At 56.8% G+C, this 13,194-nt stretch carries 12 protein-coding genes; 3 read left to right on the top strand and 9 right to left on the bottom strand.

Features of this window, described 5'->3' with window-relative positions; genetic code table 11:
* Positions 1–99: 99 nt before the first annotated feature.
* From HU730_RS13235 to mnmG, 4 genes are read right to left on the bottom strand one after another with little or no spacing between them, the layout of a single operon-like run.
* Complete coding sequence (locus HU730_RS13235) at positions 100–972, bottom strand: ParB/RepB/Spo0J family partition protein (RefSeq protein ID WP_003195890.1); 873 nt, start codon at positions 970–972, stop codon at positions 100–102.
* 9 nt (positions 973–981) lie between these two features.
* Positions 982–1,779 (bottom strand): ParA family protein, encoded by a 798-nt coding sequence (locus HU730_RS13230; RefSeq protein ID WP_005792605.1) that lies wholly within the window; start codon positions 1,777–1,779, stop codon positions 982–984.
* 18 nt (positions 1,780–1,797) lie between these two features.
* Positions 1,798–2,442 carry a 16S rRNA (guanine(527)-N(7))-methyltransferase RsmG gene (gene rsmG, locus HU730_RS13225; RefSeq protein WP_003195893.1) on the bottom strand — a complete coding sequence of 215 codons (645 nt, stop codon included), beginning with the start codon at positions 2,440–2,442 and terminating at the stop codon, positions 1,798–1,800.
* Positions 2,439–4,331 carry a tRNA uridine-5-carboxymethylaminomethyl(34) synthesis enzyme MnmG gene (mnmG, locus tag HU730_RS13220; protein WP_034129260.1) on the bottom strand — a complete coding sequence of 631 codons (1,893 nt, stop codon included), beginning with the start codon at positions 4,329–4,331 and terminating at the stop codon, positions 2,439–2,441. The genes rsmG and mnmG overlap by 4 nt, the downstream gene beginning before the upstream one ends.
* A 541-nt stretch (positions 4,332–4,872) precedes the next feature.
* Between mnmG and HU730_RS13215 the strand changes: the two genes are divergently transcribed.
* The 3 genes from HU730_RS13215 to HU730_RS13205 all read left to right on the top strand — a co-directional run bounded on the left by HU730_RS13215 (position 4,873) and on the right by HU730_RS13205 (position 8,849).
* Entirely contained in the window at positions 4,873–5,379 is a 507-nt protein-coding gene (locus HU730_RS13215) for a sigma-70 family RNA polymerase sigma factor (RefSeq protein ID WP_034129182.1), read from the top strand.
* Entirely contained in the window at positions 5,379–6,323 is a 945-nt protein-coding gene (locus HU730_RS13210) for a FecR domain-containing protein (protein WP_034129183.1), read from the top strand. The genes HU730_RS13215 and HU730_RS13210 overlap by 1 nt, the downstream gene beginning before the upstream one ends.
* Positions 6,324–6,413: 90 nt before the next feature.
* Positions 6,414–8,849 carry a TonB-dependent siderophore receptor gene (locus HU730_RS13205; protein ID WP_186527021.1) on the top strand — a complete coding sequence of 812 codons (2,436 nt, stop codon included), beginning with the start codon at positions 6,414–6,416 and terminating at the stop codon, positions 8,847–8,849.
* A gap of 18 nt (positions 8,850–8,867) precedes the next feature.
* Here the strand turns inward: HU730_RS13205 and mnmE are convergent, their stop codons facing one another.
* From mnmE to rpmH, 5 genes are all read right to left on the bottom strand, one after another.
* Positions 8,868–10,238 carry a tRNA uridine-5-carboxymethylaminomethyl(34) synthesis GTPase MnmE gene (mnmE, locus tag HU730_RS13200; protein WP_186527020.1) on the bottom strand — a complete coding sequence of 457 codons (1,371 nt, stop codon included), beginning with the start codon at positions 10,236–10,238 and terminating at the stop codon, positions 8,868–8,870.
* A 79-nt stretch (positions 10,239–10,317) separates the two neighbouring features.
* Positions 10,318–12,000, bottom strand: a complete 1,683-nt coding sequence (gene yidC, locus HU730_RS13195) for a membrane protein insertase YidC (RefSeq protein WP_054898311.1) — start codon at positions 11,998–12,000, stop codon at positions 10,318–10,320.
* A gap of 2 nt (positions 12,001–12,002) precedes the next feature.
* On the bottom strand, positions 12,003–12,248 hold the full coding sequence (gene yidD, locus HU730_RS13190; RefSeq protein WP_019816912.1) for a membrane protein insertion efficiency factor YidD: 246 nt from the start codon (positions 12,246–12,248) through the stop codon (positions 12,003–12,005).
* Positions 12,241–12,645, bottom strand: a complete 405-nt coding sequence (rnpA, locus tag HU730_RS13185) for a ribonuclease P protein component (RefSeq protein ID WP_003177079.1) — start codon at positions 12,643–12,645, stop codon at positions 12,241–12,243. The genes yidD and rnpA overlap by 8 nt, the downstream gene beginning before the upstream one ends.
* A 16-nt stretch (positions 12,646–12,661) precedes the next feature.
* On the bottom strand, positions 12,662–12,796 hold the full coding sequence (gene rpmH / locus HU730_RS13180; RefSeq protein WP_003213577.1) for a 50S ribosomal protein L34: 135 nt from the start codon (positions 12,794–12,796) through the stop codon (positions 12,662–12,664).
* Positions 12,797–13,194: the final 398 nt, after the last annotated feature.

Here is a 13,194-nt window from a genome sequence, read left to right as displayed (position 1 = left end):
ATTTGTGCCGACAAAATGCGCGCAGAGTATAGGGGCGGTTCAGCCCCTATTCAACTGTCGGGTAGTGATTTCCGATCACGCGCTACATAAGCAAATGTTTCAGCGGATGTGGGCAAGGACGCCTTGAAGCTCGTCAAGGGAGTTATATCCGATGACCAATTGCCCTTTGCCCTTCTTGCCGTGACGAATTTGCACCGCAGAGCCCAGGCGCTCAGCCAGGCGCTGCTCGAGTCGCGCGATATCCGGATCAGGTTTGGCGGTTTCGACCGGTGCAGGTTTGCCGCTGAGCCACTGGCGCACCAGCGCTTCAGTCTGACGCACGGTCAGGCCTCGTGCGACAACGTGTCGCGCCCCTTCAACCTGTTGATTTTCCGGCAAACCGAGCAACGCACGGGCATGGCCCATTTCCAGGTCGCCGTGGGACAACATGGTCTTGATCACTTCCGGCAGCGCGATCAAACGCAACAAGTTGGACACGGTGACGCGGGACTTGCCCACTGCCTCGGCCACTTGTTGCTGGGTGAGCTGGAATTCCTGCTGCAAACGCTGCAACGCAATCGCTTCTTCGATCGGGTTGAGGTCTTCACGCTGGATATTCTCGATCAACGCCATGGCGATCGCGGTTTCATCCGGTACATCGCGCACCATCGCCGGGATGGTTTCCTTGCCGGCCTGCTGGCTGGCACGCCAGCGGCGCTCCCCGGCGATGATCTCAAAGCGGCCACCGCCAATGGGGCGCACCACGATGGGCTGCATCACGCCCTGGGCCTTGATCGAGTTGGACAGTTCTTCCAGGGCCTGGGGGTCCATGTCCCGACGTGGCTGGTATTTGCCCCGCTGGATCAGGTCCAGCGGCAAGTGCTGCAGCTCGCGCTCGTCGGCCTGCACCGCTTGTTCTTCAAGCGATGTGACGGTCGGACCACTCAACAGTGCATCCAGTCCACGTCCGAGACCTCGTTTCTTGACGGCCATGGGGATTCCTTAAGTTGGCTGGGCTGCAGCGGTGCGTGAATTACGGCGTTGGCGGCGAACCATCTCGCCAGCCAATGCCAGGTAGGCAATGGCACCACGCGAGGATTTGTCGTACGCCAGCGCGGGCATGCCATAGCTTGGCGCTTCGGCCAGGCGGATGTTGCGTGGAATCACGGTGTCGTACAACTGATCGCCAAAGTGTTCCTTGAGCTGCGCCGACACATCGTTCATCAGGCTCAGGCGCGGGTCATACATCGTACGCAGCAGGCCTTCGACTTTCAGGTTCGGGTTGAGCAGCTCGGCAATTCGCTTGATGTTATCCACAAGGTCGCTCAAGCCTTCGAGAGCGAAGTACTCGCACTGCATGGGGATAATTACCCCATCGGCGGCAACCAGCGCGTTAAGCGTGAGCATCGACAGCGACGGTGGACAGTCGATCAAAATGTAATCGTAGTTTTCGCGAATGGGCGCCAGGGCGCTGCGCAGACGGCTTTCTTTCATCTGCATTTCCAGCAGCACCACTTCCGCCGCGGTCAGATCGCGGTTGGCCGGCAGCAGTTGGTAACCGCCGTGCTCGGAATAGTGCATGGCCTGGGCCAGGTCGCATTCGCCAATCAGCAAATCGTAGACCGAGTTTTCCAGGCCGTGTTTATCCACACCGCTACCCATGGTGGCGTTGCCCTGTGGATCGAGATCGATCAACAGCACCCGACGCTTGGTCGCGACCAGGGATGCTGCGAGGTTGATACAGGTGGTGGTTTTACCCACGCCACCTTTCTGGTTCGCTATCGCGAATACCTTAGCCATTCTTGCTTGTGTTCCCAATCATGCCGTGCGGCGCAGTATCAGCAGATGGCGTTGGCCTTGGCAACCAGGTACGGCCAAGGCGTGTTCGCTATCGAGGTGGAAGTCTGCCGGCAATGCTAACAGCTCGTCGCTTGGATGAACGCCCTTCATTGCCAACCAGCGGGTATCACGGTCGCCCAGGTGGCGTGTCCAGTTGCTGAAGTTCTCCATGCTGCTGAACGCCCGAGACACGATCCCGTTGAAAGGCAGTTCAGGCGTGAATGCTTCGACACGACTGTGGATAACTTGCAGGTTATCCAGCTTGAGTTCGAGTTTGACCTGGGTCAGGAAGCGGGTTTTCTTGCCGTTGCTGTCCAGGCAGGTCACGTGGGACTCGGGAAACAGGATCGCCAACGGGATGCCAGGCATGCCGCCGCCGCTGCCCACATCGAGCCAACGGCCATTTTCGATAAACGGCATCACGCTGAGGCTGTCGAGCAAATGCCGCGACACCATCTCGTCTGGGTCACGCACTGCTGTCAGGTTGTAAGCCTTGTTCCATTTGATCAACAGGGCCAGGTAGCCCAGCAGTAGCTCATGCTGGGCTTCGGTCAGGGCTACGCCCAACTGGCGCGCTCCTGTGGATAACTCTTCGGCGTGTTGCGAGGTGACCAACGAACTCAAGCGCTTTGCTCCAACTGACGGCCCGCGCCGCGTTTTTTCAAATGAATCATCAACAGCGAGATGGCTGCCGGAGTGACGCCAGGGATACGTGAAGCCTGCCCGAGGGTTTCCGGCCGAGTTATCCCCAACTTGCTTTGAATTTCTTTCGATAACCCGGAAATTCCGGTGTAGTCGATATCCACAGGCAGTTTGGTGTCTTCACTGGCGCGCAGCCGAGCGATCTCGTCCTGCTGGCGATCAATGTAGCCTGCGTATTTGGTCTTGATTTCAACCTGTTCGGCAACCTGTGGGTCTTCTGCGCCCTGGCCAGTCACTTCGACCAGACCAGCGTAGTCGATTTCCGGGCGGGAAAGCAGGTTGAGCAAGTTGTACTCATGGGTCAACGGCGTGCCGAATTTTTCTGCAATTGCGTCGCCTTGCTCCGTGCCCGGGCGAACCCAGGTACTTTTCAGACGCTGTTCTTCGAGCGCAATGCTTTCGCGTTTTTTGCAGAAGGCCGCCCAGCGGGCGTCATCGACCAGGCCCAGCTCGCGACCTTTTTCGGTCAAGCGCAGGTCGGCGTTGTCTTCGCGCAGGATCAGGCGGTATTCCGCCCGAGATGTGAACATCCGGTACGGTTCCTGGGTACCCAGGGTAATCAGGTCGTCGACCAATACGCCGATGTAGGCTTCATCGCGACGCGGGCACCAGCTGTCTTTGCCTTGTGCACGCAATGCTGCGTTGGTCCCGGCCAGCAAACCTTGGGCCCCGGCTTCTTCATAACCGGTAGTGCCGTTGATTTGGCCGGCGAAGAACAGGCCGCCGATCACTTTGGTTTCCAGGCTGTATTTCAGGTCGCGCGGGTCGAAGTAGTCGTACTCGATGGCGTAGCCCGGACGCACGATGTGCGCGTTTTCCATACCGCGAATCGACTGCACGATCTGGATTTGCACATCGAACGGCAGCGAAGTGGAAATTCCGTTGGGGTACAGCTCGTGGGTGGTCAAGCCTTCGGGTTCGATAAAGACCTGGTGGCTTTCCTTGTCGGCAAAGCGGTGGATCTTGTCTTCGATCGACGGGCAATAACGCGGGCCAATGCCTTCGATCACCCCGGAATACATCGGCGAACGATCAAGGTTCGCGGCAATGATTTCGTGGGTTTGGGCGTTGGTGTGGGTAATCCAGCAGCTGACCTGTTTCGGGTGCTGTTCTTTGGAACCCATGAACGACATGACCGGGATCGGCGTGTCGCCGGCTTGCTCGGTCATCATCGAGAAATCCACAGAACGCCCATCAATGCGTGGCGGGGTTCCGGTTTTCAAACGGCCGACGCGCAGCGGTAGTTCACGCAGACGTTTTGCCAAGGCAATCGACGGCGGGTCACCGGCACGACCACCGGAATAATTTTGCATACCGATGTGGATAAGTCCGCCGAGGAACGTGCCCGTGGTCAGTACGACCGAATCTGCATGAAAACGCAGACCCATTTGCGTAACGACACCGCGTACCTGGTCCTGCTCGACGATCAAGTCATCGGCGGCCTGCTGAAATATCCACAGGTTCGGCTGGTTTTCCAGGGTTTCGCGTACCGCTGCCTTGTACAGGATGCGGTCGGCCTGAGCCCGGGTAGCACGTACGGCCGGGCCTTTGCGGCTGTTGAGCACGCGAAATTGAATACCACCCTTGTCGGTGGCCATCGCCATTACCCCGCCAAGGGCATCGATTTCCTTGACCAGATGGCTTTTGCCAATCCCGCCAATTGCGGGGTTGCAACTCATGGCACCGAGGGTTTCCACGTTATGCGTCAGCAACAGGGTTTTTACGCCCATGCGTGCTGACGCCAGTGCTGCCTCGGTACCGGCATGACCGCCGCCGATGACGATCACTTCAAAACGGGAAGGGAAATCCACCACGCACCTCGTGCCTGCTTATGTAGGTAATCAGGAATTGTTTGTTGAAAGGGTTCTACAGCTTTGGCGGCAAGTATAGGGACTTCGCCCTCCCTAAAGAACCCTTTGCACAAAATTTAACCAGCTGTGGATGAATCACAGACAATAGAAATTAAAAGAGAGAAATTTATTAAATCTTTGTTTTTATGTTTATTTATACTGAGCAACATTTCTGTGGATAGATCTCTGAAGGCCTTTATTTTCAATGTGTACAGCGATTAAAAACGTTGTGGTCATCTGCCGATGAGGCCTTTGGATAAGTGCTTTAAGCCTGTGGATTAAACGACTGGTTATCCACAGGTGGGTTTTTACTCAGGTTTCAGGCCCTGTTATCAACTGGGCACAACCGCTGTTATTCACAGGGCTTAATCCACAGAAACGGCCGATTTCGTCCACGGCAAAGCTGGGAATTAATCCTGGGTGGGACAAAAACAGATCTATTGTGGGAAAACACTGGGCCAGTTAATAATAGCGATTATCATTAACCTACCTTGTCGCGCCTATGCCTTCCTCCTCACATACCGCAGCGGTCCAGCACATCTATGAACAGCACCATTCGTGGTTGCGCGGATGGCTCAAGGGAAAATTGCATAACGCCAGCGATGCAGCCGATGTGGCCCACGATACGTTCGTGCGCATGCTCGGTGGATGTCACGCAGCGCAGATCCGTGAACCACGGGACTATCTGGCCACCATCGCGAGGGGCCTGGTGATTGACCGCTATCGGCGGCACGCCATCGAGCAGGCCTACAGGCAAACCCTGGCAGAGCGTCCCGAAACCACAGCTATCAGTGAAGAAGACAAGGCAATCATCATCGAAACCCTGGTGGCTGTGGATAAAGCGCTGTCCGGCCTGGGTGAGCGGGCACGGCGAATTTTCGTGCTCGCACAGATTGAAGGGCTGACTTATCAACAGATCGCCGATCAACTGCAGGTATCGCTGACCACGGTGAAGAAACACATGATCCGCGCCCTCACCGAATGCTCCCTGATCATGGCCAGCCGGTAATGGTCAGCCCCGACCGCAAGACGTTCGAGGCCGCTGCCAGTTGGTACGTGCAATTTCAGTCGCAACCACCGACGCGCGCACAACATCAAGCCTGGCAGCAGTGGCTTAATCGTGACCCATCCCACCAGGCGGCTTGGAACCAGATGGAGCAGTTGCAGCGCAGCCTTGGTGCCCTGTCCCCTGACCTCACACGCCGCGCGTTGTCCACCACGCAACAGCGGCGCCAGGTCCTCAAGTGGATGCTGGTGCTCGGCGGCAGTGGCTATCTGGGGTGGAACGTCCAGCAACATACGTCGCTGGGCAACGTATGGGCTGATTACCGCACGTCGGTGGGCCAGAGGCGACGCATCGAGCTGGCGGATGGCACGCAGATCAATCTCAATACTCATACCGCTATCGATGTGGCATTTGATGGGCGACAACGTTTGATCCGTCTGCGCGAGGGTGAAGTACTTATCCACACCGGCACACGGGGTGGGCACTTACCGTTTTATGTCGAAACTCGCCAAGGCCGGGTCCAGGCGCTGGGCACTCGGTTTACTGTGCGCCAACTGCCGGACGCCACGCGGGTTGGTGTCTTGGAAGAACGGGTTGAGATATCCCCCGGCGACCAACCCGAACTTCGCCGCACTATTGGCGCGGGTGAGAGCGCAGAGTTTGATCGGCGCAATGTGCGCGCTGCCCAGCGATATGGCGGAGTACAGGCCGCCTGGGTCGATGGCCAACTGATCGTGCTCGATGCTCGGCTGGGAGAAGTTATCGATGAGTTGGCGCGCTATCGGCCGGGCGTACTGCACTGCGACCCAGCCTCTGCAGGCCTACGCGTTTCCGGAACCTTCCGTCTGGACTCAACCGATGCCGTCCTCACTAACCTGCAAGCGAGCCTGCCGATTCAAGTGAAATACTTTACGCGCTATTGGGTGTCGGTCACCCGGATCGGCTGATCGAAAAAATAATCCACAGAGGGTTATCTTTTTTTGACCTGGTGCGGCCCTACAGGTAATCACGACGCTACCTTCAGGGCTTACTCACCTATGCGCCTTCCCACCCCGCTTCGCAAACGACTTTCCTGCCACAGCATGACCTACGGTCTGCAGTTCATCACCGCTACCACCGGTGTGTTGTTAGCCACCGCCGTCACGGCCGCCAGCGCAACGCAACACTATGCAATTGCCGCTGGCCCGCTGGACAATGCGTTGAGCCAGTTTGCTGCCAAGGCCAATGTGATTCTGTCCTTCTCCCCCCAGCAAACCGCGCGTTTGAATACGCCGGGGCTGCAAGGTGACTATTCGGTGGACCAGGGCTTTGCGCTGCTGCTGCAGAACTCGGACCTGCAGGCGGTCGCACAAGCTCCCGGCAGCTATGTATTACAGGCGGCCCCTGCTGGCCGACTCACGTTGGCACCGACCACTGTGAGCACTTATCAACAGGGCGGCTTCAATCAAGAGATCGCCGGGGATGTAGGCTACAAGGCGCAGAACAGCCGGATCGGCACGAAGACCAGCACACCGCTGTCCGAGACTCCGCGTTCGGTGTCCGTTGTCACTGGCCAGCGTATCAAGGACCAGAAATCTCAAACCCTGACAGACGTGTTGGGCTACGTACCGGGAATCTTCGCCCCACCGTTCGCGGCGGGCGACGGCTTGGCAGGCGATCTGTTTTTCATTCGCGGTTTCAACGCCACGGATTACGGCTACGGCCTGCTGCGAGATGGCCTGCGGGTGCAAGGCAATCGATACGACACCACCAGCGAACCCTACGGCCTGGAACGGGTCGAGATTTTCCGCGGCCCGTCTTCCCTGCTCTACGGTGAAAACGCACCCGGTGGTTTGGTTAATCTGGTGAGTAAACACCCGACTGCAACCCCGCAAGGCGAGGTGCAGGTGAGTTATGGTTCGAATAATCGACGCCAGTTGGGTGTGGATATCTCGGGCCCGCTCAACGACAGTGACAATATTCTGGGCCGGGTGGTGATGCTGGGGCGTAAATCCGACACACAGACCGATCACGTCCCGGACGATCGTCTATATATCGCGCCATCCCTGACCCTGAACTTCGACGACTACAACACCCTGACGCTGCTGGCCAACTACCAGAAAGACCATACCAACCTGGAACTTGGCCTACCCGCCGCCGGTACGCTGCTTACAAATCCCAACGGGAAGCTGTCCAAACACACCCTGCTGGGCAATCCGGACTGGAACACATTTGAACGCGAAGCGTGGAGCACCGGCTATGAGTTCAGCCACAGCTTCAATGATGACTGGCAGTTCCGTCAGAACTCGCGCTATATGCAGTCACGCATCAACCGGCACGAAACCTGGCCTGGCTCATTGAATAACGGTGGCTTCGGCACCCGGCTGAACATGAACGCCTATGACCGCTACAACAAATCGATGGTCTATTCCCTGGATAACCAGCTCGAAGGCAAGTTCCAGGTGGGCGGCCTGGAAAACACAGTGCTATTGGGCGCCAGCTATGACCGAACCTCGTTCAATCAAGACTGGGATGCTGGTTTCGCCGGCACCATCGATGTGTATAACCCGGTGTACCTGCGCGACCCGCTCACTCCCCTGGCAGTGCAAAACACTTTGCTTGAACAGCAGATGAAAGGGGTTTATGCACAGATCCAAAGCAAATACGACCATTGGCTCTTTCTGCTCGGAGGCCGCCAGGATTGGGTCGACAGCAATTACCGAGACAAGGTCAAGCCATCGAGCAATATCAACTCACAGGATCGTAAATTCACTTACCAGGGCGGGGTGATGTACCAGTTCGACAACGGCCTTACGCCGTATGTCAGCTATTCCACCGCGTTTGTCCCCGTGCAGCAGATCTCCAACGCCGGCTCGCCGTTGAAACCGATCACCAGCAGCCAATATGAAGTGGGCGTTAAGTACGAACCGATCGGCTGGGATACGGCGATGACCGTGTCGGTGTATGACCTGCGCAAGCAGGACGATACCTACCTCGATGCCACCACCAACAGCTATCGCCAAGTCGGTGAAAGTCGCGCCAAGGGCGTGGAAGTCGAGGTCAACAGCAACATCAGCTCCAACTTCAACGTGACGGCGGCCTATACCTACACTGACGCCCGGATAACCGAGGATTCGGCCACTTCGCTGGTAGAAGGCCGTCAGATGACAGGCGTGCCGCGTAACCAGGCTTCGGTGTGGGGCAAATATCGCTTTCTCGACGGCCAACTCAAGGGTTTCTCCCTGGGCGGCGGGGTGCGCTATTTCGACAGTACCTTTTCCTACACCCCGCCTACGCTCTACGGGAAGCTGGACGCAGGAAGCGTCACCTTAGTGGATGCGGCACTGGGTTATCAGATCAACCCACACTGGTCGGTGGACCTGAACGCCAAGAACCTGTTCGACAAGGAATATGTATCCGGTTGCAACGATGCGGGGCGTTGCTATTGGGGTGACAGCCGTACCTTGCTCGGTACGGTGTCTTACAACTGGTAGACGAGGTGGATAACTCGGCTATTTGCCAATGCAAAAGCTGGAGAAAATCCGCCCCAGCAAATCATCCGAGCTGAAAGCGCCGGTGATTTCACCCAGCAGCTGCTGCGCCTGACGCAAATCTTCAGCCAGCAGCTCCCCAGCCCCCGCCAAGGTCAGCTGGGCCCGCCCGTGCTCCAGGGCCGCGCTGGCATGACGCAGCGCTTCCAGGTGCCTGCGCCGCGCACTGAAGCTGCTTTCCGAGGTCTGTTCGTAGCCCATGCATGCTTTAAGGTGCTCGCGCAGCAATTCCAGACCCTCGCCGGCCGATTTCGCGCTCAAGCTGATAGTGACGTGGCCATCTTCACTGGTTTCCAGGGCGATGGCTTCACCCGTAAGGTCGGCCTTGTTACGAATCAAGGTGACTTTGGCCGGGTCTGGCCGTTGTTCAAGAAATTCCGGCCACAAGGCAAAAGGATCCACAGCTTCAGGTGCAGTGGCATCCACCACCAGCAACACACGATCGGCTTCGCTGATCGCCTTGAGCGCACGTTCCACGCCGATCTTTTCCACCTGGTCGTCGGTATCGCGCAGACCTGCGGTGTCGACCACGTGCAGCGGCATACCGTCGATGTGGATATGTTCACGCAAGATATCCCGGGTAGTGCCGGCGATCTCGGTGACGATGGCCGCCTCGCGCCCTGCCAGAGCATTGAGTAGGCTGGATTTGCCGGCATTGGGCCGGCCGGCAATCACCACCGTCATACCATCGCGCAGCAAGGCGCCCTGCCCGGCTTCGCGCAGCACTGTGGATAACTCATCGCGGACTTTATCCAGCATCGCCAATACATGGCCATCCGCCAGGAAGTCTATTTCTTCTTCCGGAAAATCAATCGCGGCTTCGACGTAGATGCGCAGGCTGATCAGTTGCTCGGTCAAGTTATGCACACGCAGGGAAAAAGCCCCCTGCAATGAACGCAATGCGTTACGTGCAGCCTGTGCAGAACTGGCTTCGATCAAATCGGCGATGGCTTCGGCCTGGGCCAGGTCGAGCTTATCGTTCAAGAATGCGCGTTCGCTGAATTCCCCTGGTCTGGCCAGGCGGCAACCCAATTGCAAGCAGCGCTGCAGCAGCATGTCCAACACCACAGGACCACCGTGCCCTTGTAGTTCAAGGACATCTTCACCAGTGAACGAGTTAGGCCCTGGAAAATAGATGGCCAGCCCCTCGTCCACTACGCTGTGGTCGGCATCCAGGAACTGGCCGTAATGGGCATAACGGGGTTTCAGCTCCCGGCCGCTGATAGCCTTGGCTGCCACGCCCGCCAATGGCCCGGAAATTCGAACGATGCCGACACCGCCCCGACCTTGAGCGGTAGCGACAGCAGCAATGGTTTCACGAGGAGCGCTCATCAGCGGGTTCCAGAACAAAAGTGACGGAAAGCAAAACGCCCCACTAGGGGGCGTCTTGAGTGGTTATCCACAGAGTAAATTACGCCTCGGCTTTTTTGGTAGCCGCTTCGATTTTACGTGTGATGTACCACTGTTGAGAGATCGACAACACGTTGTTGACCACCCAGTACAGTACCAAGCCAGCAGGGAACCACAGGAAGAAGAAAGTGAAGATGATTGGCATCATTTTCATTACCTTGGCCTGCATCGGATCCGGCGGGGTTGGGTTCAGACGCTGCTGGATAAACATGGTCGCGCCCATGATGATCGGCAGGATAAAGAACGGGTCTTTGATCGACAGGTCAGTTATCCACAGCATGAACGGCGCCTGGCGCATTTCAACGCTTTCCAGCAATACCCAGTAAAGCGACAGGAACACCGGCATCTGTACCAGAATCGGCAAGCATCCACCCAGCGGGTTGATCTTCTCTTTCTTGTACAACTCCATCATGGCCTGCGACATTTTCTGCCGGTCATCACCATGTTGTTCTTTCAGCGCGGCCAGTTTCGGGGCCACGGCACGCATACGCGCCATCGACTTGTAGCTGGCTGCCGACAGAGGGAAGAAAAGCCCTTTGATCAGCATGGTCAGGAAGATGATCGACCAGCCCCAGTTACCCACGATGCTGTGGATATGTTGCAACAGCCAGAAGATCGGCTGGGCAATGAACCACAGGAAGCCGTAGTCCACAGTCAATTCCAGGCCTGGGGACAACTCTTTCAGTACCGCCTGGCTTTTAGGGCCGGCGTACAGGGTAGCGCTGGTTTCAGCCTTGGCACCTGGAGCGACGGTCAACGCCGGGCCAGTGAAGCCAATGATGTAATTGCCCTGGCTGTCCTTGCGGGTTTGAACCAGGTTCGCGTCACCCTTGTTCGGAATCCAGGCGGTCACGAAATAGTGCTGCAGCCACGCTACCCAGCCACCTTGGACGGTTTCTTTCAGCGTGCCCTTGTCGATATCTTTCATCGACACTTTTTTGTACGGCTCGTTACTTGTCCAAAGGGCGGCGCCCAGGTAAGTGGCGGTACCGGTGGCGGTGCTGGAAGACGGATCGGAGCTGGCGTCACGCTTGAGCTGGGCAAACAGGTTGCCGCTCCAGGCTTTGTCGCTGGTGTTGTCGATCAGGTAAGTGACCTTCAAATCGTACAAACCGCGGGTAAAGCTGAAACGCTTGATGTAGTTGACACCGTCGAGGCTGAATTTCAGGTCGACGTTCAACTGGTTCTGGCCGTCTGCCAGTTGATAAGTCTTTTGTTCGGTCGAATAAACCGGACGACCGGTAGCACGTGCATCCGGACCATTGGTACCGGTCAGGCCGCTTTGTGCCAGATAAGTACGTTCACCGCCGTTATCAAACAGTTGGAACGGCACATCCGGATGGTCTTGGCGACGTGGATACAGCGGCAGCTTCAGCTGTGCGATATCACCACCCTGTGGGTCGATAGCCAACTCGAGCACATCCGTTTTCACGTGGATGAGGTCTTTGTTGGTGACCACTGGCGTTTCTAACGGGGCACTTGTCTCGCCATTCGCGCTGGGTACATCGGCACTCGCGGACGCATTGTTACCCAGCGGGGTGTCCGGAATAGCCGGCGCAGCCTGATTGGTAGCAACATTCTGAGTCGGCAGGGCAGCCTGACCGTAGTCCTGGTTCCATTTAAGGACCATGACATAGGACACGATTGCCAGGGCGACGATCAGGATTGTGCGTTTAATATCCATGATTACTCGGCCATCGAAGAAGAACGGGAGGTAGGGATAGGTGGAACCGGGTCATAACCACCGGGATTCCACGGATGACAGCGACCTAAACGACGAAAGGTCAGCCAGCCACCGCGCAGAAGACCATGATTTTCTATGGCCTCTAACGCGTAGCAGGAACAACTGGGGTAGAAACGACAGTGACTGGCCATCAGAGGACTAATGGCATAGCGATAAAACTGGATCGGAACGATTGCCAGTTTACGCATCAAGGCTGTCTACCCCTACAGTTTCGGTGCTGACTGCTGGTGCTGGCTTGTGGGTACGCGCCAAACGTTTCCAGAGCTTGCCGAAATGCTGAATCAATTCGGGGTTTTCTACATCACCCAAGCCTTTGCGCGCGACGATAACAATATCCCAACCAACCAGAGTGTCCTGGTGGAGGCGAAACGATTCGCGCATCAGACGCTTGAGGCGATTGCGCTCAACGGAGAGCTTTACGCTCTTCTTGCCGATCACCAACCCGAGACGGGGGTGATCAAGATCGTTGTTGCGCGCAAGGAGCAGGAGATTTTTCCCCGGAACCTTGCCGGTGGGGGAGTCAAAGACTGCCTTGAAATGCCGGGGGGTTAGCAGACGCTTTTCCCGACTGAAGTCCTGACTCACCACCAGTACCGGATTATCAAACTGCCAGACGCGCACGACCTTTGGCGCGGCGACGCGACAGGACAGCACGGCCGTTCTTGGTAGCCATGCGAGCACGGAAGCCGTGAGTACGGGCGCGTTTGATGGTGCTTGGTTGGAAAGTACGTTTCATGGCGTTGTTACCTGGTTCGTCCACAACGGGCCGGAATGGCCCCCGTTTTAAGAGACCGGCGATTCTAGAGAAAGCAAGCCTCTAGGTCAATTTCCAACCAGCTTTTCCTTTAATTAGATGTCGACGGGGTTCTGACGACCTTCTCTCCGTTTGGCTTCCATCTGGCAGGCGATAGATATAAAAATAAAGAAGGAAGTTATTTAAAGCTTTTCTGTAAAGCTTATAAAAGCTAGGGACGCGATCATCTGTGGATAACTGCTTTGAGCCCTTGTTCCACGCGTTGTACAGAGAATGACAACACGGGGGAGAAGCGGTGCTCTGCCTGTGCTGCGCTATCGGATAAGCTGTGTGTGGAACGGGTAGTTATCCACAGGCCAGTTACCCACAGACTTTTGACC

This window comes from Pseudomonas sp. SWRI22, from assembly GCF_014268395.2.
In the GTDB taxonomy this organism is placed as follows: domain Bacteria; phylum Pseudomonadota; class Gammaproteobacteria; order Pseudomonadales; family Pseudomonadaceae; genus Aquipseudomonas; species Aquipseudomonas paracarnis.
The sequence above is the reverse complement of the archived record's forward strand: the minus strand, read 5'-3'. Positions and strand labels throughout refer to the sequence as shown.

What these genes read in the sequence shown, in the direction of transcription:
- HU730_RS13235 (WP_003195890.1), bottom strand. Translation starts at nt 972, where the DNA reads ATGGCCGTCAAGAAACGAGGTCTCGGACGTGGACTGGATGCACTGTTG.
- HU730_RS13230 (WP_005792605.1), bottom strand. Translation starts at nt 1,779, where the DNA reads ATGGCTAAGGTATTCGCGATAGCGAACCAGAAAGGTGGCGTGGGTAAA.
- HU730_RS13215 (WP_034129182.1), top strand. Translation starts at nt 4,873, where the DNA reads ATGCCTTCCTCCTCACATACCGCAGCGGTCCAGCACATCTATGAACAG.
- HU730_RS13210 (WP_034129183.1), top strand. Translation starts at nt 5,379, where the DNA reads ATGGTCAGCCCCGACCGCAAGACGTTCGAGGCCGCTGCCAGTTGGTAC.
- HU730_RS13205 (WP_186527021.1), top strand. Translation starts at nt 6,414, where the DNA reads ATGCGCCTTCCCACCCCGCTTCGCAAACGACTTTCCTGCCACAGCATG.
- mnmE (WP_186527020.1), bottom strand. Translation starts at nt 10,238, where the DNA reads ATGAGCGCTCCTCGTGAAACCATTGCTGCTGTCGCTACCGCTCAAGGT.
- yidC (WP_054898311.1), bottom strand. Translation starts at nt 12,000, where the DNA reads ATGGATATTAAACGCACAATCCTGATCGTCGCCCTGGCAATCGTGTCC.
- yidD (WP_019816912.1), bottom strand. Translation starts at nt 12,248, where the DNA reads ATGCGTAAACTGGCAATCGTTCCGATCCAGTTTTATCGCTATGCCATT.
- rpmH (WP_003213577.1), bottom strand. Translation starts at nt 12,796, where the DNA reads ATGAAACGTACTTTCCAACCAAGCACCATCAAACGCGCCCGTACTCAC.